We start from the raw sequence: 23987 nt of genomic DNA, 5'->3' as shown, positions 1-23987 counted from the left end.
TGCGATACATTGGTACTAAGGAGAGAAGATGCAAGGGTTTTGAGTAATTTTAGCAGATTCAGGGGCACCTGAGCGACTCTCAATCTAGCTAAAAGCCTTTTCCTGTAAGGTTTTTAGCTTTATTCAGCAAACCCTACTTAAATCCTCTGAAAACAATCGGCAATTTCCTGGGGAGTTAAAAGAGAATTAGGATAACTGGAAAGTTGTCCTAATTTTTGTGCTAATAAAACTGCTTGGGGTGGAGTTAGATAGGTTTTGGCTAAGAGAGCGGTTTGATGATAAGCTTGCCGGATTGGGGCATCTAAAAGGATAGTTCCTTGACCCATAATAATTACTCTTTCGGCGTATTCTGGCATTAAATAGAGGTGATGGGTGATAACAATCACCGTTTTGCCCATCTGGTGTAATTGACGACTCACCTCTAAAATTGCCTTAGCCCCTTGGTAATCTTGGCCGGTGGTCGGTTCATCAAACACAACTATGCGCGGTTCCATGGCTAAAATTGCCGCAATCACTACCCGCGCTCGATCGCCTTTCGGTAAGGAGAGAGGATGATAGGATCGATATTCTAGCAATCCCATGGCTTCTAGACTTGCTTTCGTGCGTTGGGTAACGATTTCTGGAGGATAACCGAGATTAGTCGGGGCAAATGATACTTCTTTCTCGACAGTGGTGTTAAAAATCTGATTATCGGGATTTTGGGCTACATAACCGATCGAACGGGCTAAATCACTGACAGAAAAGCTATCGGTCGCAACGCGCTCGCTACGCGAGATCGAACGTCCATCAATCATAACTTGACCGGTGGTCGCCGAGAGAAGATTGAGAAAATGCTTGACTAAAGTGCTTTTTCCCGCCCCATTTTGACCGATAATCAGCAGATATTCCCCTTCGGCAATATCGAGGGACACATCCCGCAAGGCGGTAGTACCATCGGGATAGGTATGGCAGAGATTTTTTACCCTCAGTATGGGGTTTAAGGGGTCAGAAACCGACGATAAGGGAGGGGTTGGGGTTATCTGATGGTAAAAGGATTTAAGCTCGTTTAAACGGGCAAAACCTCGGTCTAGGGTGACAGGAATTGATTCGATCTCGCGTAGCGAGCGCGTTGCGAGCGCCCCGATGTTTTGCTCGATCAAAGCAAAAGTAGTGGCCACTTGCGGGGGACGCAGGGCATTTTCCTGTAAACGTTGTACTTGGGAGTAGATCTCTGCTGGGGTTCCCATAGCTTCGATCGCACCTTCCCTTAATAGTACAAGGCGATCGGCATATTCGGCCATTTCCTCGGCCGCGTGGGAGACCATGACAATAGTGACACCGAGATGGCGATTTAATTCCTTAATGGTGGCGAAAACTTCTTGGGATCCCACCGGATCCAGTTGGGAGGTGGGTTCATCGAGAATTAACAAAGCGGGCTGAACTGCGAGGGCAGCGGCGATCGCTAATCGTTGTTTTTGTCCTCCCGATAGTTCCCCCGGCGATTTTTTTTCCATTCCCTCTAACCGGACTGCTGCTAAAACTTTGGGAATGCGCGCTTTAATTTCCTCTCGCGGTAGCCTTAAATTTTCTAAGGTAAAAGCGATTTCATTTTCTATAGAAGTGGCTAAAAGTTGCGTTTCGGGATCTTCAAATACTGCCCCCACATAGCGGGCCAAGGTGCTAACCGGATGGGTTAAAGTGTCTAAACCTGCTACTGTTGCATAACCAAAAAAACGCCCTCCGTAAAATTGGGGGACAATACCGTTAAGAGTTAAACAGAGAGTAGTTTTTCCCGCACCTGTGGGCCCGATAATACCTAAAAATTCTCCTCGATGAATTGCTAAAGAGATATTTTTCAGCACTAGATTGGAGGATTCGGGATAAATATAGGAAACTTTCTCTAATTGGGCGATGATTTCCATTATCGGTGGGGAATAGAAGACGGGAGTGGGGTAGATAGGGAGATGTTTTTATGGAAAATTTGAATTAGGGACGCTTCTATTTTTCGCTACCTCGATCGATGAACTTGATTATCACACAGGGGTCCCACTACTGTGTGATTTATCCTGCAATTGTACCAGTTACCCCTCACCCGCTCGCAGAAAAACTTAATATTTTTACTCTTGACAAATTTGCTTTAAGGTGCTAACAAAATCAGGGTAAGAAATGCCGGCCGCTTCAGCGCGATGGATAGTGGTGGGTTGACGGGAATTGAGGGCAGCGATCGCTAGACTCATAGCAATGCGATGATCGGTAAAACTGTCCACTTCCGTGCCGAATAGGCCTGTACCGCCGGTAATCTCTAAACCATCGGGTAATTCCCTTACTTTTGCCCCTAGGCGATCAAGTTGGGTGGCCATCACTGTCAGGCGATCGCTTTCCTTCACCCGTAATTCCTCGGCATCCTTGATAATCGTCGTTCCTTGGGCAAAAACCGCCGCTACTGCCAAAATCGGAATTTCATCGATCAGACGGGGTATAATCTCACCGGCGATCGTGGTTGCCTGTAGTGGACTGGATTTCACCCGCAGATCCGCCACCGGTTCCCCCGTCACCACCCGTGGATTTTCGAGGGTGATATCTGCTCCCATTGCCTGTAAAACCTGTAAAACTCCAGTTCTAGTCGGGTTTATGCCCACATTTTCGATTAATAACTCGGAATTAGGCACAATTGCCCCCGCTACCAACCAAAAGGCTGCCGAACTGATATCCCCCGGTACAATCACCGTTTGTCCGGTTAAAGTGGGATAACCCGTCACCGTGACGCTATTAGTCTCCCCATCCACCTCAATATTTGCCCCAAAAGCGCGCAGCATCCGTTCACTGTGATCGCGAGATAAAGCGGGTTCCGTGATCGTGGTTTTCCCCTCCGTTAACAGTCCTGCGAGGAGAAGACAGGATTTCACCTGTGCAGAAGCAACGGGAGAATAGTAGTGGATCGGTTGCAGAGATTGCCCAGAAACGGCTAAAGGGGCCAAAGAATTGGCTTTTCTGCCCCAAATTTGCGCCCCCATTTCCCTTAGGGGTTTCACCACCCTGGACATGGGACGCGAGCGCAGGGAAGCATCACCGGTAACGACAAAAAAACGGTCCCGATGACCGGCCAATAATCCTAACATTAAGCGGATCGTCGTGCCGGAATTGCCCGCATCGAGGATTTCTAGGGGTTCCTCAAGATTGCCTAAACCCCTACCTTTGACGATCACTTTCTCGCTGTTGAGTTGGGAAATTTCCACACCCATGCAGCGAAAACAACTAGCGGTACTGCGGGGATCTTCGCCCAATAATAACCCATGAATGACGGTTTCACCTTCGGCGATCGCTCCTAACATCAGGGAGCGATGGGATATAGATTTATCGCCGGGGATAGTGATTTTTCCCCGTAATCCCGTGATTTTGGCTGGATCGATGACTAAATCTTGATGGGATTGAAGGGGGTTAAGGGTGACAATAGACATGATCGTTAGGCAGATGAAGACAAGCTCGATCTATTTTCCCCCTTTACCTCGCCCTTTCCTTGTCAAGTTATGTAAAGAATATTAAGCTAGAAGCATTCAGTCGTCAGTTTTTTGTTATGCCCACTACTGCCCAAGAAGTTTATAATCAAGTGGTCTGTCACTTGTCATCTGGGGAACGTTTGCGATTGGCCACAATCATTCTCAATCAACTTGTCGGCCAACAACAACCATTGCTCGATCAAAATGATACGTGGACTGAGGAGGATCAGATCGATCTTGTCAATTTTTCCCTAAACTATGCGGCCAAAACTTTCTCTGATGTGGAGGGGGTTAATTGGTGACGTTTTCCCCTGGAGATGTGGTGACAGTTGATTTTCCCGGTGTGACAGGAACGAGGGAAAGGACACAAAGATCGATCGCTCCTGTATAAGTTAAACTTATCACACAAAGAATAAGAGAGCCACCGATTGTTCCCTAACCCTACGATTTTTTACTAAAATAACTGATAACTGATAACTGATAACTGATAACTGATAACTGATAACTGATAACTGATTATGTCTCGTCGTCAACTTTTGAGTTTTTTAATTGCAGTAATTCTGGCATTTTTTGCCCTTATTCCCGATGCTAACGCTTTAGGTGGTTCCCAACCCCCTTTAAACCAACCTGCACCCGATTTTACCCTACCGACTAACACGGGAGAAGGGAATATTTCCCTATCGGATTATCGGGGTAAGTGGGTAGTTTTATATTTTTATCCCAAGGATTTTACACCGGGCTGTACCCTAGAAGCGCGGCGTTTTCAGCAGGATTTGCCGAAATATATGGCTAAAAATACGCAAATTTTAGGGGTAAGTGCCGATGATGTCGATTCTCATGCGGAATTTTGTGACTCGGAGGGTTTAAAATTTCCCTTACTAGCAGATACTACTGGAGATGTTAGTAAAGCTTATGGTTCTTGGATGGGTTATGTTTCCCTGCGTCATACCTATCTTATAGATACCCAAGGGATTTTAAAAGAGATTTATTTAGGGGTAAATCCTGCCATTCACAGTGCCGAAGTTTTAGCACGTTTAGAGGAATTACAGGCGAATTCATAAAAAAAATCCCGACCACGATTTTTTCATCGGTGGGGGATTAACAACCTTAACCGAGATAATCAGGACTAATTGCAATCGTCGTCCTTATCACCCTTACAGTCACGGTTTTGTAAAATTAGCGGCGAAGAGGAACGGTCAAAATGGTTATCTTGACTATTAACCGCTAAAGTGTGAGGAATTGAACCTAACAGCAAGGAGACCACAACAAACAAGGTTAACGAGATTTTCATGGCTTTACTCCCTTAAACACCATCAGGTAATTGACCTATTTTTAGCATAGGGCTTTCCTTCTAGGATGTCAGTCCCATTGCCAAGACGGAGAAAGGGGTTAACATGGAAAAAAAGAGAATATAAGTAGAATAAAGTAGAACCGGATGAAACCACAGGGATGGGACGAGTTTCTTAAACATCTAGCTAGAGAATACGGTGTTCAAGGCAAATTAAAGGAGATTTTTTTAGTTCGTTTTGCCTACGAAAATTGGCGTAAACCCGATGAGGAAATTTGGGAAATGGCTGAGGCCGCCAGCCATGAAACCTATAAAAAACAAATGACTAAAATCTATAGCTATTTCTCGGCAGATAAAGATAATGGCTGTCCCGAACTAGAATTAGGTAGTAAAGGACCGGGTAAGTTCCAAATCCTCCGAGAATGGTTCAAAGATCTCAAATATCCTCAATGGAAAAATCACCCCACTCCGATAGTAGCAGAAAAATCAGTTATAGATACTTATATTAGCCGCCCTCCCGTCGAAAGCGACTGTTATCAAGAAATTAATCGTCCGGGGTCACTTATTCGCATTAAAGCTCCCGAAAAGACCGGTAAAACTTCTCTCCTTAAACATCTGCTCGCTCAGGCAGATAGTTGGGGACATAGCACAGTTTATATTAATTGTCAAGTGGCAGAAAAGGCGATGTTTGCCAGTTTAGACCGATTTTGTCGCTGGTTTTCGGCAAATGTCAGCCGAGAATTGGGTTTAAAGCCCCAATTAGATGAATATTGGGATGAGGAACTATTTGGCAGTTTAATCAGTTGTCAAACCTATTTTCAGTCCTATCTTTTGGAACAGATTAACGGGCCTGTTTTTTTGGCCCTAGATAATTTAGACAGAATTTTCGAGTATCCCGACATCGCTAGGGATTTTCTGCCACTTTTGCGCTGTTGGCACGAAGAAGCTAATAATTTGGAAATCTGGCAAAATTTGCGGTTAGCGATTGCTAATTCCACGGAAATCTATATTCAATTGGACGCTAATCAATCTCCCTTTAATGTCGGTCGCGCGATTAAATTACCCGGTTTTAGTCTCGAACAACTGGAAAACTTGGCCAGTAGCTACGGATTGCCTAAAAATGAGGATAATCAGCGTTTTATCGGGGATTTAATTGCCTTAGTCTCTGGTCATCCCTATCTTAGTCGTTTGGCCCTGGAAGCGCGGGTGCGCGGGGAAAAAAATATTCTCCCTAATGCTGCTACCCAAGGGGGAATTTATGCGGCACACTTGCGTCATCACTGGGATAGTCTGCAAAAACAGCCGGAATTATTGACAGCGATGGGGGAAGTGGTCAATTCTTCCGATAAGGGAGCGCGATTAGAACCGATTACTGCCTATAAACTGGAAAGTATGGGTTTAATTCAGTTAAAAGGCGATCTAGCCCAGCCTAGCTGTCAATTATATCAGCTTTACTTCCGAGAAGAACAGACCAGCAGCGGTCTCTAGTAGATAATTAGACATCAATAAGCATCGGGTGCGATTAAAGATTGTTCAACTTGCTAAAGATTGTAGTTCGGAAGTGGCATAAACTCTAACATTAACAGAAAGTTGCCGATTTTAATCTTGTCCTAACCGAGCAAAATTGACAATTGAATCTGTAATTTTAAAAATATCTATCCCGTCAATCTCATCTAACCGCAAATGCTCAAAATTTTAGTTGATGGTACACCGATAAGACAAAATCCTAGTGGAATTGGATTATATGCTTATCACCTGATTGCCGAATTAGCTAAATTACAAAACCAAGAAAACTTTTCCCTGTCCCTCTGTTTTCAACCGTCGGTAAAAAATTGGCTGCGGGGTAATCTTTCTATACCCGAAAAACTGCAATCCTATCCAGAGGTTAAATGTTTACCAATTCCCGTCAGTCTTAGCAATATCTTAACCCGATTTCCTAATCCTCTAATTCCCTATCTAGAAAACTTTCTTGATTCTCCCGATATTCTCCACGGATTGGATCATGTGGTGTATCCTTGTGGTCAGAGTCGTAAAGTTATGACTATTCATGATGTTACTTTTATTAAATATCCTGAGTTTGTCACGGGGATTGTCAAAACCTACACCCAACGCATTAAACAATCTCTACAATGGACAGATTTAGTCATTGCTAACTCCGCAAGTACCAAACGAGATATTATTGAATATTTAGATGTGAACCCAGAGAAAATTTTTGTTACTCCCCTCGCAAGTCGTTATACTTCTCCCCTAAATCTTCCCTCATCTCTAACTATCACTAAACCCTATTTACTCTTTGTTAGTACCCTAGAACCACGAAAAAATATTATTAATCTTATCACCGCTTTTAATTATCTCAAGGACAGGTATAAATTAGACCATAATCTGATTCTGATTGGCAAAAAAGGATGGAAGTATCAACCAATTTTCGATAAAATATCTCAGTCTCCCTTTCGAGATAGTATCCAACATCTTGATTATCTTTCCGATGACTTAGTTGCAGATTATTATCAAAAAGCCGATGTTTTTGTCTATCCTTCTTTTTATGAAGGTTTTGGATTACCGGTTTTAGAAGCGATGACTTTAGGTTGTCCGGTGGTAACTGCTAATACTGCATCCTTACCCGAAGTCACCGGAGATTCGGCAATATTAATTAATCCCGATAATCCCCTGGAAATTGCCGCGGCAATCTATCAGGTGATTAGTGATACCTCTCTCCGTCAAGACTTAATCACGAAAGGAAAAAAACAAGCGGCAAAATTCTCTTGGCAAAAAACCGCACAAGCTACTATAAAAGCTTATCGTTCTCTTTGATAATAAGTAAGTAGCTATAATTAAATTGAAGATAGATTTTGCCTCTGATCCCCCCTTAATCCCCCCTTGATAAGGGGGGTGCTGATCCCCCCTTAATCCCCCCTTGATAAGGGGGGTGTCTGACAACTTTTAACACCTACCTACTTAACTAGCTAATATCTATGAATAAAAATCATCAATTATTAATCAATCTCGCTTTTCTCGGTACTAAATATACTGGATTGACTACCTATACTAAAAATCTCATTCCCCAATTAGCTAACTTAAATCCTACCCTAATCACTTCTAATAGTTACCCAGATTTTAACACCTATCCTGTCTCGGCAAACCTCACCCAAGAACAGGGAACCAAAGGCAATATTAAGCGCTTAATTTGGACAGAAACCCAACTCTATCAAACCTATCAACAATTGAAGTCTTCCCTGCTATTTACCCCTATTCCCGAAGCACCTATTTATGGAAATTGCCGCTATATTGTCACAGTTCATGATTTAATTCCCCTGCGATTTCCGAAATTTTCTCCGCTAACTTTTTATAATAAATACTATTTACCCCAAGTCCTGAAAAAAGCCACACATATTATCGCTGTTTCCCAAGCAACTGCCGCCGATATTAATAAGTTTTTTAACATACCTCTTGACAAAATAACCGTGATTCTTTCTGGATATGATTCTCACAATTTTCGTCCTCTAAATCTGACGACTCGTCCCTATTTTCTCTATCTTGGTCGTTATGATCCTCATAAAAATCTCGGTCGTTTAATTACTGCTTTTTCCCAAATCGACCCCGAATATCAATTATTAATTGTCGGTCAATTTGACCCCCGTTTTACCCCGGCTCTGCAGCAACAGGTAGAAGCATTATCAATCTCTCAACGAGTGCAATTTTTAAACTATGTTTCCTATACAGAATTGCCGCAACTTTTAAACCAAGCAACTGCTTTAGTTTATCCCTCCCTTTGGGAAGGTTTTGGATTACCTGTACTAGAAGCGATCGCCTGTGGAACTCCTGTAATTACTTCTAATCTTTCTTCTCTCCCAGAAGTCACAGGAGATGCGGCAATTTTAATTAATCCCTATAGCATTGATGAGATGAGAGAGGCAATGCAGCAAATCGCTAAAAATAACCAATTGCGCTTAAATTTAAAATCTCTTAGTCACCGACGCGCCGAGCTTTTTAGTTGGGAAAAAACTGGACAAGAAACCGCCACAATTCTGCAAAGTTTTCTATAAAAATGGTGACAAAAAAAATTATCAATTATTGTAGCCATTCTTCGGGAATTTGAGCAACTTTTTCCTTACCATTAGGTTGATGAATAGGTTTTCCTAAAGGACGAATTTTGAGATTTCCTTGAAAATAAGCTGCGATTCTTTCCTGGGCAATTTTCACATATTCTGCTTCTTTTTCACTTCCCATCCCTCGACGATTGTGCATAATACTAGCAATCAGAGAAGTTCCGACTCCAGCAAAGGGATCAAAAACCCAATCCCCCTCATTTGTCAAGGCTAAAACACATCTTTCTACTAATTCAATTGGATATTGACAAGGATGAATAGTTTTTTCTGGATGATTAGATTTAACGTTAGGAATATCCCACAGTAACTCATCCCACTCTTGCGCTAAAAACTCCCAAACATCGCTGGGATTTTTCCCTAAAGGATTACCAGAAGGTTTACCGATATTTTTACCTTTAAAATGACGCTTACCAGGGTATTTAGCGGGGATTCTCACTGGATCAAGATTAAAGGTATATTTATCGGTTTTTGTCAACCACAAAATAGTTTCATACCTGCCAGAAAATCTTTTAGAAGTATGTAATCCATGGCCAAAATGCCAGACAATTCTATTTCTTAAAAAGAAACCCATTTGTTTAAATAGCTGATAATAAAAAATATCTAAAGGATAAACTTCACCCTCTTGAACGAAATTTCCCACCTGCCAGCAAATACTGCCATTATCTTGCAAGATTCTAGAGAATTCTCCCAGAATTTTGGTTTGGGTTTCCAGATAAGTATCCAAAGAGATTTTTTTTTCGTAGTCTTTTCCTAAATTGTAGGGAGGAGAAGTAATAATCAAGCTCACAGAATTATCTGGTATAGTCTTAATAAAATTATTGCTATCTCCTTGATAAAGAATTATTTCAGCATCAGGTTGATAAAAGTCTCGCACTGATTTTGATTGAGAAAATAAGGGCAACTGATTCATAGACAATTTAGCAGAGAATATCCACTTTTAATTATATAATTTTCTGTACTAAAAATCGCAAAGATTTCGGGCTGTGTAAACTGGACGTTTTACAATCTACCACCGCAGTTATTCAGTAAGCCCTAAGTATTATAATTTATAGTACAATTGGCATCTCCCCATTTTACACCCAATATTCAAGAGAGCCGTTTTTTTAAACAATTAATGTCATCTGTAGCCAGCAGAGATAAGTAGCTGGTTATAATTAAATTAGAAATGGATTTTAGGTTCGATCCCCCCTGCCCCCCTTGATAAGGGGGGTGCCGATAGGCGGGGGGATCTGAAAGTTTTTAATACCTATATACTTATAACAAAAATTCTACTTTTTTAGATAAAAATCGGGAAGAAATAGTCAGTATTTTTACTATTCTTCCCTTAACTCAGATTAGCTTAAACCCGGGACGCACTCGCCTAATTCCACTGTAAAAGGTTGCCAAGGACGAGGATCGATTACTTTTGTTGGCAAAGCATGGGATGTTAATAATTCTTGAAAAGATTCGGGACTACCCCCAGCACTTAACACCGCCATCAATAAACCTTTAAACTCAATATCACCACCGGCAGCCGTAGAAATAATATATTGGGGATGCAAGCGTTGACAGACTGCTAAAGCGCTTTCTTGTCCTTTGATTACCGGTCCGAGGAAAGGTATTTTTAAGTCAATCAAAGGAGTGATAATCACATCGATTTTACCCAAAGAATCGAGGGTAGGAGAGTGATATCCGTGGGGTTCGTAATAGATAGTTTGATTGGTCGCTAATTCCTTGATAATATAGCCATTTTCCACCAGAGTCGGCCCTACTGGAGAACCGGGGACAGCAGTAATTTTGATCGCATTGTCAAAGATATAACTAGAACCGTGGGTTAAAGGGATGGGATGGGTATAATTGAGGGATTTAACGACTTTTTCGGCATTCGGAGAAGCTACCACGGGAATTTGGCGATCGAGTACCTGTAAAGTAGGAGGATGAGCATGATCTTCTAAACCTTGGGAGAGAAGAATCAGATCGATATGTTCGGGAATGGCATGATTAGCGGTTTTTTTGCCCTCAAATAGCCAAGTTAAATTACCAAAAGTCAGGGAACCTACCAACCAAGGATCGAGAAGCAGGCGTTTTCCCCCGATTTCGATTAACCAAGAATTACTATCAAGCCAAGTTAACTGCATATAAGAGTAATGGGGATTTTCTTAATTTAATTTAACATTAGCATTAATTTTTCTGCGCTTGGGGGTTTTTAAGTCATCAGTGAATGCCATTTATAGCAGTTATCTTAATGGTGAGGTAGGAAGTCTCTGGTTTTAGGGAACAGGCAACAGTAGTTGGTCGTCTGGGGATGATACCAAATTAGGTTACACTTCATCTTTAGGAGAAACGCTGTAACACTCCTCACTCAATGCTGGTCACTGAAAACCCAAATCTGATTACTGATCACTGATTACTGATCACTGATCACTGATCAGTCAAGGCTTAAGAAATAGGGAAAGTTTAGCTATCTTAGGGAAAGTAGGCGCTAAAAGGGGAGGAAGAACGCATCAGCCGAGACTGAATTTCTATGACTAAACGTACCTTCGGTGTTATCGGACTAGCTGTCATGGGAGAAAATCTCGCTCTCAATGTGGAGAGTCGGGGTTTTCCTATCGCTGTTTACAATCGCACCGCCAGCAAAACTAAAGAATTTATGGAAACTCGCGCCGTCGGCAAGGATGTCAAGGCGGCCTATAGTTTAGAAGAATTCGTCCAAATTTTAGAGCGTCCCCGCAAAATTCTGGTCATGGTAAAAGCTGGCCCGCCGGTGGATGCCGTGATCGAACAATTAAAACCCCTTCTCGAAGAAGGAGATATGATTATCGATGGCGGTAACTCCCTCTACGAGGACACAGAAAGACGCACCCGCGACCTAGAATCAACCACTAAACTCGGTTTTGTCGGCATGGGAGTCAGTGGTGGCGAAGAAGGCGCTCTGCACGGTCCTTCCCTGATGCCGGGGGGTACAGAGTTCGCCTATCGGGAATTAGAGCCGATTTTAACCAAAATTGCCGCCCAAGTCGATGATGGTCCCTGTGTCACCTATGTGGGATCTGGTGGTGCGGGCCATTATGTGAAAATGGTTCACAATGGCATCGAGTACGGCGATATGCAGTTAATTGCGGAAGCCTACGATGTGCTGAAAAATGGTCTAGGATTAAGCAATCAGCAGTTACAGGAAACTTTCGCCGAGTGGAATCGCACCGATGAGCTTAATTCTTATTTAATTGAAATTACCGCCGATATCTTTAAGTATGTTGACCCGGAAACCGGTCATCATTTGGTAGATTTAATCTTGGATTCGGCGGGACAAAAGGGAACCGGACGCTGGACCGTGTTAAGTTCCTTGGAGTTGGGGGTGTCAATTCCGACTATTTATGCTGCGGTTAATGCTCGCGTTATGTCCGCTTATAAGGATGAACGGGTGGCAGCCGCAAAAGAGTTACCCGGACCCGGGGAAACCTATCCGGGGGATGCGGCACTATTTGTGGATAAAGTGCGTGATGCTCTTTACTGCTCGAAAATGTGTTCCTATGCCCAGGGTATGGCTTTAATCGCTAAAGCTTCTCAGGAGTTTAACTATAATATCAGTCTGCCGGAATCAGCCCGGATTTGGAAGGGCGGCTGTATTATTCGCGCCGGTTTTTTGGATAAAATTCGCAAGGCTTTTGCAGAAAATCCGGGGCTGCCGAATTTGTTGTTAGCACCGGAATTTAAGCAAAGTATCCTCGATCGCCAAGAGGCATGGCGTGAGGTGTTAGTCTTGGCTAATAAGTTGGGAATTCCCGTCCCGGCTTTTAGTTCTTCTTTGGACTATTTTGATAGTTATCGTCGGGCCAATTTACCGCAAAATCTCACCCAAGCACAACGGGATTATTTTGGCGCTCATACCTATGAACGTACCGATAAACCCAGAGGTGAGTTTTTCCATACGGAATGGATGACTGGATTGTAAAGCTATCTAATATTTTCTCCCCTTTTTGTTTCCGGTAAAAAGGGGGGATTTTTTTCGAGATTTTGCTGATTAATACTAAATTTTGTTTTGAAAAGCTGATAACAATCAATCATAAATGAGCCAATGATAATTGGTTCAGCTTTTAATTTCATTAGTCATTCTTTCGAGATACTGACAACGAGTTATCAGAATTTTTCCCATGTCTTTAATCGTTTTAAAATGTTGATGATGATTAACTCTTGGGATTAAATAGGGTTTGCGGCAAAAAGTTTTCCCTGGGGGTAGGGTGTGGGGTGTGGGGTGTGGGGTGTAGGGTTTTACCGATTTTGAGGTAGTCAGTTACCTAATTTTCAGGGAAAAAGTCCCCCAATTTTACCCCCGATCACTCCAATGGTCAGCACTTTTTGAGGGGAAAAAAGTCTAAAAGCCTTATCCAACAAGGTTTTTAGATTTATTCAGCAAACCCTAAATATATAACCCTTGATAAGGGATTTTTTTTATCGCCTTTATTCCCGTTATTTTGCCGAGCAAGAATCCAGGGAATAAAACCGAAAAGAGTGATACCGATCTGAAGTTTTCACAACAAAATGACCTAGGGGTATCAAGAAAAATTAATAGCTGAGGGGTTGGAAATTTTCAGGAATATCCAGTTCAAAGACTTCGTCGTGAATCTGAGCCACATAAAGTCCTTCTTGTAGGGTTTTTTGACGTAATTCAGGGGACATATCAACGGCGGCTAAAATACCATAGAGTTTTTTATCTTGATGTTCAGGAAAAAAGGTACGAAAACGTTGCAAAATACTTTTTAATTGAGTAATTGAATCTTCCCTGACATGACTTTTAACTTCCACAATATAGGCAGTGTTTAAATAACCATTGGCATAGGCGAAGACATCAAGCTCTAGGTGTTGTCCTCCCTTGCTGGCGCGGACACTAGGACTAATAATTTCCATGCCAAAGCGTTGTCTGAGAATCGTTTCCATGGAGGGAAGAGCCAGACCTTCGGTAAAACTGCCAAATTTTGCACCGAGTCCCCCAATTTGTTTACCTAATTCTTTCAGTTGGCGATCGGTCTCTTTCAGTTGCTCTTTCAGTTGGCGATCGGTCTCTTTCAGTTGCTCTTTCAGTTGGCGATCGGTCTCTTTCAGTTGGCGATCGGTCTCTTTCAGTTGGCGATCGGTCTCTTTCAGTTGGCGATCGGTCTCCTTCTGTGCCTGACTGACTTCCTTGAGTTGTAGGTCTGTCTCTTTTTGAGCCGCAGTTAATTCCGATTGCCTGATGGTTAATTCTGCGAGGAGTTGCCATACGTCATCTGCGGTAGTGGCCATTGGTTCTTTCCTTACGGCTTCGTTTTCTCTATTTTAAGAGATTTTTTTGGATCGCCTTTATCAATCCACAGCAAAATTAGTGCTTTTAATAGTACTTTGGTTAAAGATGCGATCGCTGTCTTTCCCTATTTTTCCATGATCTCCCCTGAGAATTTCCATGTCCAGTGGGACTGATACTAAATCCTGTTATTAAAAACTGATTATCTATTGCTCCTTTTGCCTATTGCCTATTGCCTCTCCTCATATGTAGCCTATACTCAAAGGATTTAGTATGACATCACCCTTGTGACAAAGTTATTTTTGTCCTATTGACTCATTTTTTATCTCTAAAGAGGTGAACGGCAATGGCACAAGGACATATCTTTCGTTGGGGCCACTGGCCTCTTAAATTGCAAGCAGATGGCTATCTTTACATGGTCGGAGGCACAAATGATGACACAATGCACGGTTCTTCAACCGAGAATCAAATTGATGGCTTTTATGGCAATGACATAATTTACGGGTATAGCGGAACTGACCGACTAAAAGGAAATTATGGGAATGACACTTTAGACGGAGGTGACGATAATGATTACCTGTATGGAGGTGACGGACAAGACTATCTACTAGGAGGCGAAGGCTTCGATCGTCTATGGGGCGATTCGGGCAATGATAGTCTCTATGGGAACTATGGCAACGATTCCCTCTATGGGGGTAATGGCAGCGATCAACTGTTTGGCGGTTATAACAATGACTATCTAACAGGTGAATCGGGAAGTGATCTGATAGTGGGAGGATTGGGTAAAGATACCCTACTAGGAGGAGCCGATGCTGATACTTTTGTGTTTAATACTCCCCAGGATTCTCTGTTAGTTTCCTACGATGTCATCAAAGATTTACAAATTGGCATAGACAAGATTGATGGTTTGACCGCCTTAAGTGCGGCTCAGGTCAAGGAATTGGCTAGTGTGAGCAGTTTAACTGAGGCAAATATAAAAACCCTTTTGAATGGTACAAATTTTGTGGCTAATGGGGCCGCAACCTTTAGGGTTGGAACTCAAACCTTTTTGGCTCTAAATGATAATCTGGCTGGATTTTCCGCTAACACTGACGCTATTATCGAAATCACTGGTTTTAGCGGCAATCTTGCTAATTTATCAATCATTTAACTATTCAGTTTTTTGGTGTGATTGTGTGTGGGAAAGTGAATTATCTTGATTAAGTAATCTGTCTTTCCCCTATTTTGGCTAACCTTGGTTCGTTGTTAACAATACCTAACAAAAAAATGAACGGAACACTGCCATATAGTCTATTATCGTATTGATAAATCATTCCTAGGAGTGATCTACCCATGTACAAGACCTTAACAGCCTTCATCCTTGCCGCTGCCACGAACTGTCCCTTGGTGGATGTCGCAGGAAAATATACTTTCGATCTAAGAACCGAACAAGCCTCATCATGGTATCGAGTAGATGGAAACTTTGGTTGCCGAAAAACGGCTCGAACAGAGTGGCATGGTATAAAAATTAATCCTGATGGAACAATGGTTGGTGGTGAGGTGGTTTGGTCGCAAGGAGGAGCCAAGAGCGGAGTTTTTGCGGGTCGAGTAGAACCTGGCTCGGAGCCAATGCAATGGGTTGCCAGCGCCGGTGATATTGAAATGAAAGGGATTTGGAAACGCGGTCAGATTTCAGGAGAATTTGTTCAAAGATTCATTGAAGGAGGAAAGGAAATTGAATGTCGTGGTAAAGTTAGCGGATTTAAAACGGGGAAATAACGATGAAATTTTCACTATTAGCGTTAAGTCTCTGTCTGGGAACAATTGGTATTACTTTTTTGCCTAATCTACAGGTCTCAAACTTGGGTAATCCTCTGGATGGCAATTATCCGAGATTCTCCCTGATTTCTACAGTTGCTTTTGCGAAAAATCCTGCTTCTGGCTTGGTTTTAGTCTATGGGAATCCCCGTTGTGGCTGGACAAATCAGTTGATTGAGCAACTTAAGTCCAAGAAAATTCCCTATCAATTTAAGAATCTTGATATTCAATCTATCAGAGATGAGTGGAATGTACTTTTGAAAAAAAATGGCGTTCCTGATGGTACTTCTATCAAGTTACCGGTTGTTCTCGTCAATGGCAAAGTCTTTATGAGACCTAGCATTGAACAAGTGATTACTCAACGACAAAAAATACAAAAGTCGTCTGCCAAAATCCCTAATGGTTGGTACATTGGTGAAACTAATTCTGACGCTCTAATTGAAGTTAAAAATAATCAATACTGCGGCGCAAACTTAGCGACAGGATTAATAGAGTGTTCTCCCATTTCTGAATTGACATATATTAAACCTGGTGTTGTTCGACTCTATCAAGATACCTATTTTTGCTCACAAAATCTGTTTAAAATTAATCTTGGCAGTAATAGTCAACGCTATGGGTATTGTACTGCTAACGGTTGGGTATGGACTCGTTAAATTATTAAACAATATCTGTTAACTTCCTTGATTTACCATGAATAAACATTCTTGTATTTTTCTGTTGCCAAGTCTAGTTGCTACTGCAACAATCAGCAATTTACCTGCCTTTGCAAAGCGTATTTTAACAGATTCAAGCATGAAAAAAGCTTCTGAAACAAGTAAGCAACTATCGGATGTATCGATTAATTACCATTTTATGAATCATCAGGTTATAACCGCCTTAAAATCCACAAAACCAGCAACAAAAACAGAGATTATTGCTGATGGAAAATATTTAAGTGAGCAAAATCTATTTGAAGTCACCCTTCAGGTTCAAGGCAAACGATTTCGACTACAAGAAGCCGGTCATCTGGCTGAACAATGGCAATCTATCTCTAAACTTCAATACGTCAGATCGGGTATTGTTTATTTCGATGGATTATACTGGTGTTCAGAACAAGCTCCCAGACTGCCTGAAAACCCTGGGAAACCCATTTTAATCTACCAAGGAATATCGCGTACTTGTACTACTAACGGCTGGGTGGAAAAATAAAAACTCACGTTCTCAGGAAAACAACCATGAAAAAATTTGTTATTTCCAGTTTGCTAACCTCTGGACTATTTGTTTGTCAGGCATCTCCTACACTTGCTTCTGGAGTCAATTACTATCGCAACTTAGAGTCTAACAACATTTTAAAATGCGCTTCTCCTCGACAAATTGAAATTCTTTGGACAGGCGGAAATACCACAAGCTATGGCTCCGCACATACCATTTTATGTCTTAAAAACAGTCGTCAAGCGGAATGGATTATGGAATCATCCGTCACTTGTCAAAGTCAAAAAATCCCTTTAGAAAAATGTCCCTTGTGGTTTGATAATCAGCAGTTTGAAGCCATTGCCAAAACTAAAAATAATACCCTAACAGTAAGTCCTCGAAAAACAGCTATTGGTATAAATTGCACCATCAAAACTCGACCGGCAAAATACAGTGAGGATTTAGACTATTACTGGACTTGCGAAAAATACCAAGCGCGTAAAAATTTAACGATTAAAACCACTGGGCAAAAGTTTTCGGTGAATAATCGTGATGGTGACGAGAAGAACAAATTTTGGTTACATACCTACGACAACCCAAGTTGTAAAAAAGATTCCCAGTTAGGTAGCTGTTTTCAACCGTACCCAGGCTTTTATGACACTAATTATCGTCCTGAAATGTCCATTGATTGTCGTGGTGATGCACAATTTTGTAAATACTATTATCAACCCTATCAGTATTAATAAAACTCATGTCACTCATTGACAAAACGCTGTCAGTTTACTAGGATTTAGTATCTTGCCTAGTTTTGCTAAGTTAACAATATTCACCCTTCTTGACTGATCAAGACTTATTTGTTGCTGAACAAGTTAAATCTCAAACATATTAAATTAAAGGTCTTGTCAAAAACTATGTGTTTTATTCAATCTGGAAATACCACCATTATTGCGATTCCTAATCTTGATCCTGAAACTCAAAAAGGGATGGCAGACTTAATCGCCTTACTGTTCTTTTTGTCAATTTGTATTGTTATAATTGCCTCAGTTTTTGCTCCGGTTTGGGTTCCTTTCGTTTTGCTACAAACCTTGTTTGAAAATTTTGTGAAACAATTGAGTAATGACGGTTGGATAATTGAGCCGATCATTAAATTTATTTTACTTTCTGTGGGATTTATTTTATTATCGACAATTTATTGTTTCGTTATAACCCCTATATTAACTCGCACTTTTAAGTTTTCTTCCTTTGTTAGAAAAATACACTCTCTAATTTTACGCATTTTTCATCAACCAATTACAACACAACAAAACCATCTAAATCCTTGATTAATAAGAAAATTTTAGTATGGTTTTGGCTCTTATCTTTAGTTTGCTTACCTTTGATTGCTTTTCATACACAAGTCGGTTTTACTAAAACTAATACAGAAGTTGAACAAAATGTTTTTGATCAACTTAAATTGCTTGAGTTAGAAAATAAATATGCACTTAATCTAAAACCAGAAGAACGTCAATTCATGCTGGATTTAACAAGAACAAAGTATAAAAAAATCGTCAGCAAGTATAATGGGTTGTCTATTGATTATAATAATGAAACTACTTATACAAATTTAGGAAAACGAAGCAGTATTATCCTTTTTTATGATGAGTTAGTCAGACTTGGCAATAAATATCATTTTCCAATGAATATGGCTGAAAAACTTACAATTCTTGATTTGTCAGAAAAAATTGCAAAAATGCACCGCAAAAGAGAGGATGAAATTATCTCAGATCATGACATATTGAAGTTTTTAGAGTATTCAGTCATTTCAACTATTGCCGAAGATAGAGCCTTAAAACAAATTACCAGTTTTACATCGGACGAACTTAAATTGTTTGGCAAGTTGGAACCGAATAAACTTTGGCTTCCACGTTTTGCTCGTAATCGCTCGATTGAATTGACAAAACTATGGAGACATGATTTATCCAATCATCAAAAAAAAGTATTTTATGAAGATTATTGTAATGTAGTGGTTAATTCAATTTATCGAGCTTATCATGTAGAATCTGGTTATTTACCTGGCAAAAATGATGCTAAACTGATTAAATCAGAAGCCAAAAATCCTAAAGGAAATCCCGATTTTAATGATTGTCGTAAATTTTTAATCAGCAAAGGCTATCAATTATCTAATGGTGCTATGTTTGTTTATTTTTATAAACCTTAATTTGCTTGGTTATATCAATTCTAAAAAGCTGTAACTTTGCAGAATCAACCTAAAGACATCAAGAAATCTTAATAGCTGAAGGGTTGGAAATTTTCAGGAATATCCAGTTCAAATACTTGGTCACGAATCCGAGCCAGATAATTCCGCTAACAGCCTTTTGTCGCTCGAATTGTCACAAAGCAGCAATATTAGCAATTTGTCTGGCAGTCATGCTCCAACCTCGATTGACAGGGACTAAAAGAGCGCCGGTGCTGAGAAGTAACCCCATGGTTGCCAATCGCTTCTAGGTGTTGAGCAGTGCCATAACCCTTGTGACGAGCGAGTCCATAATCGGGATAGCGTCTGTCCCAACGAATAATTAAGTCATCGCGCCAGACTTTCGCCACGATACTGGCTGCGGCAATTACCGGGGATTGTTGATCTCCCTGAATTACCGCCTTTTGGGGGATTGACAAATCTTTAATAATGTGCTTACCATCGACCCAGCAGAGACTGGGGGAAAGGGGTAATTTCCCGATAGCTCGGCTCATCGCCAGTAGGGAAGCATGAAAAATATTCAAGCGATCGATCTCTTTCACCGTAGCATAACCGATGCGACAAACAAAATCCCGTTGTATTTGCCGGCTCAACTTTTGCCGTTTTTGGGGGCTAAGTTGCTTACTATCCTTCACCCCCAACTCCCACAGCCGCGCAAAACCAGAGGGGACAGTGACCACTACCGCCGCCACCACGGGGCCAAATAAAGCCCCGCGCCCCACTTCATCGACACCGGCAATTAAGGGTTCTGCGCTCATTACGGCTCGGCAGTGGCGGAGGAACGACGACGACGACGACGCAGCACCGCGGTTTCAGGCTCTATTTGTGGCTCCTCTGTCACCTCGGCGCTCACCGGGGTCTCTAAAGGAATGAATTCGCCGAGAAAAACTGGAGTTTCGGTCGTAATCGGTTCGGGCGTAAAAGTCACTGGTGGACTAGCTTCTTGGTTGATTTCCTGACTAACTTCGCTAGTGGTGGAACGACGACGACGGCGCACCAAGGAACGATTTTCGGCTTCCTCGCTAGTTTCCGTCGCCTCTACTGGGGTAGCGGCGGCTGTGTCCTCGACTTCTAGGGTGGGAGTCAAGGATATTTCAGGAGTGGCAAGCATTTCTGGGTTTTCCGCCTCCCTTTCCCCTGCCAGTTTCACGGAAACAATCACCGATTTCGGGTCTTTAAACTCCTTATCCACCAGAATCAGGGGAGAAATGCCCATTAAAGAATAAACTTCCTGTTCTACCGGGGTCATTTCCACGGAAACCCGCTCCCGTTCGCTGACGGGGATATTTTTGACGGCGCTGGCATCTTCTCCCCGTTTCGAGAGACGGGCGGGGCGTTCTCGTTTTTCCTCAAAGCGTTGGGGTTCTAATTCCGGCTCGATTTCGTTGTTAACACCGTTAGTAGAGGCTTTTTCGCCCCGTTCCTCTTTTAGTAACAGTTCCGAGGGACGACGACGACGGCGACGGCGAGAATTATTAACCTGTTCTTGATAGTTGGGATGGAAGGAAAGATCCATCCCTTGGGCGTTTTCTTCGGCCTCAAATTCGGAGAAAACTTCTAGATAGGGTTCGGCCGCCGCAACGCTAGGAGCGCTCTTATCGGGTAGAACCTTTGTATTAGTCGGAGCAACGATAAAGGTTTCTTTTTCCGCGCGGCTAAGGGTGGGGGTTTCTAGGGCGATGGCATTGCCCTCTCCGGGTAGATGGGCTAAATGGCCCAGTCCGCCGCAATGGTCACAGGTTTTGCCGAATAATTCATAAATGTTTTTCCCCTGACGCTTACGAGTTAATTCCACTAACCCCAATTCCGATAATTGGGCAATCTGGGGCCGGGCCTTATCGCTTTTCAGGGCCTTATTAAACAATTCCAGCAGTTTCAACTGGTCGCGACGGGAATCCATATCGATGAAGTCCACCACCACCACACCGCCGATATTTCTCAAGCGCAGTTGTCGGGCGATTTCTGTGGCGGCCTCGCTATTAGTCCAGAGTACGGTTTCTCGGGCCGTGGCCGAACGGGTAAAGGAACCGGAGTTAACATCAATTACCGTTAGAGCTTCCGTCGGTTCGATGATAATGTAGCCGCCGGAGGGTAAATCAACCCGGGGTTTGAGGGCCTCGCGAATGGCGGCGTTAACCCGGAAATAGTCGAGAATTGGCTGGGTTTCCCGATGGGAGTCGATATAAACCCCTTCGAGAGCTTTGCCGCCGCCCCAGTTCGTCAATTGCTGTTTAACTCGTTTTACCGCCACCGGGTTATCCACAACAATGCGATTGACATCGGCACTGTACATATCCCGCAAAACCCTTTGAATAAAGTCATCATCGCGGTTAAGCAGGGCCGGGGCCCGGCTGCTGACGGCCATCTGTTGGATGCTCTCCCACTGTTTTTGCAGAAATTCCAAATCCTCGATAATCGCTTCTTCCGCTTTGCCTTCGGCCTCGGTGCGTACCAGCAAACCCATCCCCGCCGGTTTGACCAAAATCGCTAAAGCTCGTAAACGGGAGCGCTCGTCTTCACTGCGGATGCGACGGGAAAGATTCACCCCGCGACCATTGGGCATCAATACCAGATAACGACCAGGGAGAGTGACATTTCCCGTTAGCCGCGGTCCCTTGTTGCCGGTGGGTTCTTTCATTACCTGTACCAGCACTTTTTGCTGGGGGGCCAGTAATTCCGTGATAGCACCGGCGGTTTTTTTCAGTCTTAAGGGGCCCAGGTCGGTGACATGAATAAAGCCATTGCGTTCCGCATCGCCAATATTCACAAAGGCTGCATCTATCCCGGGGATGACGTTTTCTACTAATCCTAGATAGATGTCCCCCACCTGCTGATTACCTGTGGCTACAACTAATTCCTGAATTTGATCTTCCCAAAAAACAGCCGCTATATGGTGTTGTTCGGCTATGATTATTTGTTTTGGCATTCAATTTCCTCAATCTTTCGGTTTCAAAAGCGACGGACCATGGGCTATTTGTCTATGCTTTGAGGCTACTTCTGGAAATCTGGTCTTGTTAAGAAAGTTCTAAGAAGATGAGTCCGCATCGTTAAAGCCTCATCTTGATGTTCATCTGCCTCTCAGACGTGGGAACTGAGTCTTGGTTTCAGTTGTTAAGTCTGTTTGGCAAGTGCCGGCTTGACCCACAATTAGGTAAGCACAGCCAGGAGACGAGATTTTCAATTAATCCCTGAGTCTTGCTCGATAACAGCATTTTTTATCCGTTTCCGCCAGTTCTGTCTATCAGAATCTAGGAAAAAAGGAGTTTTTGGGTTACTCCCCTCGGCAACAGGTTTCTGTGGAAGGGAAAATAGCGCACTTTTCGATTTTCCAAAAACCACGATTCTTTTAAGAAATGCTTTAATCGAGTCTTATAGACGACTATAACTCACTCGGTCACTCTCTGACAATACGATAAGTAGGGTTTGCGGCAAAAAGTTTCTCGTGGGTGTAGGGTGTGGGGTGTAGGTGTAGGGTGCGGGGTTTTAACCATTTTCAGGCTGACTTTTTAGGCTAAAATTCCCTTTTTATCCCCTTTTTGCTTTCTAAAGAATTAATTAACCCGCTAGTACCCCTAGTATTATTGACGAGATGACCAGATTGACGGTTTCCTTAATTCCTGTTCAGACAAGGCGATAACGTTCAAAATTCCCTGTAAATCGGCTTCTGACTCGATTTCTAGCAATTCTTGCAGGTAGGGACGATAACGGTATAGTCGATAACCTTTCCCCTCTAACCATCGGGCCGCAGCTAAATTACTGCCTTGATTACCGGCAATATTTTCGTAGAGGATAATCGGGGAAAAACGCTCGATTAAAAGTTGACTACCTTCTAAAACCGCTACTTCGTGGCCTTCCGCATCAATTTTGAGTAAATCCACCCTTTCTAACTGATAGGTATCAATTAAACTATCGATGGTAAAACAGGGTACCGGTTCGTAATTGTCTGACTTTAATTGGGTTGCATCGGTAACCACTTCATTTAATTCACTAGCTTGATACAGGGATAAATAAACATTTCCCCCTTGATTACTGGCTGCTCCTCGACAGGGATAAACCCAAGAAAATTGATTAATCCGACAGGTTTCTTCTAGTAACTGGACACATTGGGAAAAAGGTTCAATAGCGATAACTTTTCCCGTCTTACCGACTCGATGAGCGGCACTAAAAGTATAAACTCCGGCATTTGCCCCCACATCAATAACCGTCATTCCTTCCCTAATACTATGGCGCCAAAATTCCATTTCTGCTTCAAACCAATCCCCTTGGGCGAGTAAAACTCCCGTGACAAAACTGCGAAAACTTGCTTCTACAGCTAGGGTAATATCCCGATCAAAATCGAGATAGGTAAAGGGCTGATTTATATCTAAATTTGTCCAACTTTTCCCCGTTACTTTCGCTGTTTCTAACCAAAAATTAGCTAATTGTTGTTGTCCTAATCCCCGATAGGCTAAATAAAGAGCTTGCAAATTGTCAGCATCTTCCGGATCGAGATTAACGGCGCGATGGAGATGAAATAAACCCGCCGATTCAAGTCTGAAGTGCATCACCTGAAAAGCTTGACAGAGGAAAGCTCATCAGTTAAAGTCGGATATTGCTCAAAACAAACAGACAAACTAATGAACTACTCACATCTTAGCATAGACCAGCGTAATCATCTTTA

At 42.3% G+C, this 23987-nt stretch carries 22 protein-coding genes; 13 read left to right on the top strand and 9 right to left on the bottom strand.

Features of this window, described 5'->3' with window-relative positions:
• Positions 1-137: 137 nt before the first annotated feature.
• On the bottom strand, positions 138-1901 hold the full coding sequence (locus IM479_RS07340; protein WP_287687581.1) for an ABC transporter ATP-binding protein: 1764 nt from the start codon (positions 1899-1901) through the stop codon (positions 138-140).
• 195 nt (positions 1902-2096) lie between these two features.
• Positions 2097-3437, bottom strand: a complete 1341-nt coding sequence (gene aroA, locus IM479_RS07335) for a 3-phosphoshikimate 1-carboxyvinyltransferase (protein WP_286827070.1) — start codon at positions 3435-3437, stop codon at positions 2097-2099.
• Between the two features lie 116 nt (positions 3438-3553).
• Between aroA and IM479_RS07330 the strand changes: the two genes are divergently transcribed.
• From IM479_RS07330 to IM479_RS07310, 5 genes are all read left to right on the top strand, one after another.
• Entirely contained in the window at positions 3554-3778 is a 225-nt protein-coding gene (locus tag IM479_RS07330) for a hypothetical protein (protein WP_287687580.1), read from the top strand.
• A 216-nt stretch (positions 3779-3994) separates the two neighbouring features.
• Positions 3995-4537 carry a peroxiredoxin gene (locus IM479_RS07325; RefSeq protein ID WP_287687578.1) on the top strand — a complete coding sequence of 181 codons (543 nt, stop codon included), beginning with the start codon at positions 3995-3997 and terminating at the stop codon, positions 4535-4537.
• A gap of 374 nt (positions 4538-4911) precedes the next feature.
• Entirely contained in the window at positions 4912-6252 is a 1341-nt protein-coding gene (locus IM479_RS07320) for an AAA-like domain-containing protein (protein WP_287687576.1), read from the top strand.
• Between the two features lie 195 nt (positions 6253-6447).
• On the top strand, positions 6448-7575 hold the full coding sequence (locus IM479_RS07315; RefSeq protein WP_287687574.1) for a glycosyltransferase family 4 protein: 1128 nt from the start codon (positions 6448-6450) through the stop codon (positions 7573-7575).
• A 161-nt stretch (positions 7576-7736) separates the two neighbouring features.
• A complete protein-coding gene (locus IM479_RS07310; protein ID WP_287687572.1) occupies positions 7737-8807 on the top strand; it encodes a glycosyltransferase family 4 protein in 1071 nt (356 codons plus the stop codon).
• A 25-nt stretch (positions 8808-8832) separates the two neighbouring features.
• Here the strand turns inward: IM479_RS07310 and IM479_RS07305 are convergent, their stop codons facing one another.
• The gene (locus IM479_RS07305; RefSeq protein WP_287687571.1) at positions 8833-9780 is read right to left on the bottom strand and encodes a DNA-methyltransferase; all 948 of its coding nucleotides are present in this window, start codon (positions 9778-9780) and stop codon (positions 8833-8835) included.
• A 424-nt stretch (positions 9781-10204) separates the two neighbouring features.
• Positions 10205-10987 (bottom strand): MBL fold metallo-hydrolase, encoded by a 783-nt coding sequence (locus IM479_RS07300; RefSeq protein WP_287687570.1) that lies wholly within the window; start codon positions 10985-10987, stop codon positions 10205-10207.
• Between the two features lie 386 nt (positions 10988-11373).
• On the opposite strand from IM479_RS07300, the gene gnd reads away from it, so the two are divergent.
• Positions 11374-12801: a decarboxylating NADP(+)-dependent phosphogluconate dehydrogenase gene (gnd, locus tag IM479_RS07295; protein ID WP_287687568.1), complete on the top strand. Its 1428-nt coding sequence runs from the start codon at positions 11374-11376 to the stop codon at positions 12799-12801.
• 2 nt (positions 12802-12803) lie between these two features.
• Here gnd and IM479_RS07290 read toward each other — a convergent pair whose 3' ends face one another.
• Both IM479_RS07290 and IM479_RS07285 read right to left on the bottom strand, forming a co-directional pair.
• On the bottom strand, positions 12804-12953 hold the full coding sequence (locus tag IM479_RS07290; RefSeq protein WP_287699318.1) for a hypothetical protein: 150 nt from the start codon (positions 12951-12953) through the stop codon (positions 12804-12806).
• Between the two features lie 459 nt (positions 12954-13412).
• A complete protein-coding gene (locus IM479_RS07285) occupies positions 13413-14129 on the bottom strand; it encodes a DUF3782 domain-containing protein (protein WP_287687567.1) in 717 nt (238 codons plus the stop codon).
• Positions 14130-14473: 344 nt separating this feature from the next.
• Between IM479_RS07285 and IM479_RS07280 the strand changes: the two genes are divergently transcribed.
• The 7 genes from IM479_RS07280 (at position 14474) to IM479_RS07250 (ending at position 19291) form a co-directional block, all read left to right on the top strand.
• Complete coding sequence (locus tag IM479_RS07280) at positions 14474-15277, top strand: calcium-binding protein (RefSeq protein WP_287687565.1); 804 nt, start codon at positions 14474-14476, stop codon at positions 15275-15277.
• A gap of 182 nt (positions 15278-15459) precedes the next feature.
• Complete coding sequence (locus IM479_RS07275) at positions 15460-15885, top strand: hypothetical protein (RefSeq protein ID WP_287687563.1); 426 nt, start codon at positions 15460-15462, stop codon at positions 15883-15885.
• A 2-nt stretch (positions 15886-15887) separates the two neighbouring features.
• Positions 15888-16577: a thioredoxin domain-containing protein gene (locus tag IM479_RS07270; RefSeq protein WP_287687562.1), complete on the top strand. Its 690-nt coding sequence runs from the start codon at positions 15888-15890 to the stop codon at positions 16575-16577.
• A gap of 37 nt (positions 16578-16614) precedes the next feature.
• Complete coding sequence (locus IM479_RS07265) at positions 16615-17112, top strand: hypothetical protein (protein WP_287687560.1); 498 nt, start codon at positions 16615-16617, stop codon at positions 17110-17112.
• Between the two features lie 26 nt (positions 17113-17138).
• Positions 17139-17837, top strand: coding sequence for a hypothetical protein (locus IM479_RS07260; protein WP_287687558.1), 699 nt, complete (start codon positions 17139-17141; stop codon positions 17835-17837).
• Between the two features lie 168 nt (positions 17838-18005).
• Complete coding sequence (locus IM479_RS07255) at positions 18006-18416, top strand: hypothetical protein (RefSeq protein WP_287687556.1); 411 nt, start codon at positions 18006-18008, stop codon at positions 18414-18416.
• Positions 18413-19291: a hypothetical protein gene (locus IM479_RS07250; protein WP_287687554.1), complete on the top strand. Its 879-nt coding sequence runs from the start codon at positions 18413-18415 to the stop codon at positions 19289-19291. The genes IM479_RS07255 and IM479_RS07250 overlap by 4 nt, the downstream gene beginning before the upstream one ends.
• Before the next feature lie 188 nt (positions 19292-19479).
• Here IM479_RS07250 and IM479_RS07245 read toward each other — a convergent pair whose 3' ends face one another.
• The 3 genes from IM479_RS07245 to IM479_RS07235 form a co-directional block, all read right to left on the bottom strand.
• The gene (locus IM479_RS07245; RefSeq protein ID WP_287687552.1) at positions 19480-20085 is read right to left on the bottom strand and encodes a ribonuclease HII; all 606 of its coding nucleotides are present in this window, start codon (positions 20083-20085) and stop codon (positions 19480-19482) included.
• Complete coding sequence (gene rne, locus IM479_RS07240) at positions 20085-22253, bottom strand: ribonuclease E (protein WP_287687550.1); 2169 nt, start codon at positions 22251-22253, stop codon at positions 20085-20087. Before rne ends, IM479_RS07245 begins: the two co-directional genes overlap by 1 nt.
• A gap of 652 nt (positions 22254-22905) precedes the next feature.
• Positions 22906-23871, bottom strand: coding sequence for an FkbM family methyltransferase (locus IM479_RS07235; RefSeq protein ID WP_287687549.1), 966 nt, complete (start codon positions 23869-23871; stop codon positions 22906-22908).
• Positions 23872-23987 lie beyond the last annotated feature (116 nt).

This window comes from Microcystis sp. M165S2 (genome assembly GCF_020245885.1).
Taxonomy (GTDB): Bacteria; Cyanobacteriota; Cyanobacteriia; order Cyanobacteriales; family Microcystaceae; genus Microcystis.
Note: the sequence above shows the minus strand (reverse complement) of the source record. Positions and strands in the feature narration are given on the sequence as shown.

What these genes read in the sequence shown, in the direction of transcription:
- IM479_RS07315 (WP_287687574.1), top strand. Translation starts at nt 6,448, where the DNA reads ATGCTCAAAATTTTAGTTGATGGTACACCGATAAGACAAAATCCTAGT.
- IM479_RS07310 (WP_287687572.1), top strand. Translation starts at nt 7,737, where the DNA reads ATGAATAAAAATCATCAATTATTAATCAATCTCGCTTTTCTCGGTACT.
- IM479_RS07260 (WP_287687558.1), top strand. Translation starts at nt 17,139, where the DNA reads ATGAAAAAATTTGTTATTTCCAGTTTGCTAACCTCTGGACTATTTGTT.
- gnd (WP_287687568.1), top strand. Translation starts at nt 11,374, where the DNA reads ATGACTAAACGTACCTTCGGTGTTATCGGACTAGCTGTCATGGGAGAA.
- rne (WP_287687550.1), bottom strand. Translation starts at nt 22,253, where the DNA reads ATGCCAAAACAAATAATCATAGCCGAACAACACCATATAGCGGCTGTT.
- IM479_RS07285 (WP_287687567.1), bottom strand. Translation starts at nt 14,129, where the DNA reads ATGGCCACTACCGCAGATGACGTATGGCAACTCCTCGCAGAATTAACC.
- IM479_RS07270 (WP_287687562.1), top strand. Translation starts at nt 15,888, where the DNA reads ATGAAATTTTCACTATTAGCGTTAAGTCTCTGTCTGGGAACAATTGGT.
- aroA (WP_286827070.1), bottom strand. Translation starts at nt 3,437, where the DNA reads ATGTCTATTGTCACCCTTAACCCCCTTCAATCCCATCAAGATTTAGTC.
- IM479_RS07235 (WP_287687549.1), bottom strand. Translation starts at nt 23,871, where the DNA reads ATGCACTTCAGACTTGAATCGGCGGGTTTATTTCATCTCCATCGCGCC.
- IM479_RS07320 (WP_287687576.1), top strand. Translation starts at nt 4,912, where the DNA reads ATGAAACCACAGGGATGGGACGAGTTTCTTAAACATCTAGCTAGAGAA.
- IM479_RS07325 (WP_287687578.1), top strand. Translation starts at nt 3,995, where the DNA reads ATGTCTCGTCGTCAACTTTTGAGTTTTTTAATTGCAGTAATTCTGGCA.
- IM479_RS07255 (WP_287687556.1), top strand. Translation starts at nt 18,006, where the DNA reads ATGTGTTTTATTCAATCTGGAAATACCACCATTATTGCGATTCCTAAT.
- IM479_RS07275 (WP_287687563.1), top strand. Translation starts at nt 15,460, where the DNA reads ATGTACAAGACCTTAACAGCCTTCATCCTTGCCGCTGCCACGAACTGT.
- IM479_RS07280 (WP_287687565.1), top strand. Translation starts at nt 14,474, where the DNA reads ATGGCACAAGGACATATCTTTCGTTGGGGCCACTGGCCTCTTAAATTG.
- IM479_RS07265 (WP_287687560.1), top strand. Translation starts at nt 16,615, where the DNA reads ATGAATAAACATTCTTGTATTTTTCTGTTGCCAAGTCTAGTTGCTACT.
- IM479_RS07245 (WP_287687552.1), bottom strand. Translation starts at nt 20,085, where the DNA reads ATGAGCGCAGAACCCTTAATTGCCGGTGTCGATGAAGTGGGGCGCGGG.
- IM479_RS07340 (WP_287687581.1), bottom strand. Translation starts at nt 1,901, where the DNA reads ATGGAAATCATCGCCCAATTAGAGAAAGTTTCCTATATTTATCCCGAA.
- IM479_RS07300 (WP_287687570.1), bottom strand. Translation starts at nt 10,987, where the DNA reads ATGCAGTTAACTTGGCTTGATAGTAATTCTTGGTTAATCGAAATCGGG.
- IM479_RS07305 (WP_287687571.1), bottom strand. Translation starts at nt 9,780, where the DNA reads ATGAATCAGTTGCCCTTATTTTCTCAATCAAAATCAGTGCGAGACTTT.
- IM479_RS07290 (WP_287699318.1), bottom strand. Translation starts at nt 12,953, where the DNA reads ATGAAATTAAAAGCTGAACCAATTATCATTGGCTCATTTATGATTGAT.
- IM479_RS07330 (WP_287687580.1), top strand. Translation starts at nt 3,554, where the DNA reads ATGCCCACTACTGCCCAAGAAGTTTATAATCAAGTGGTCTGTCACTTG.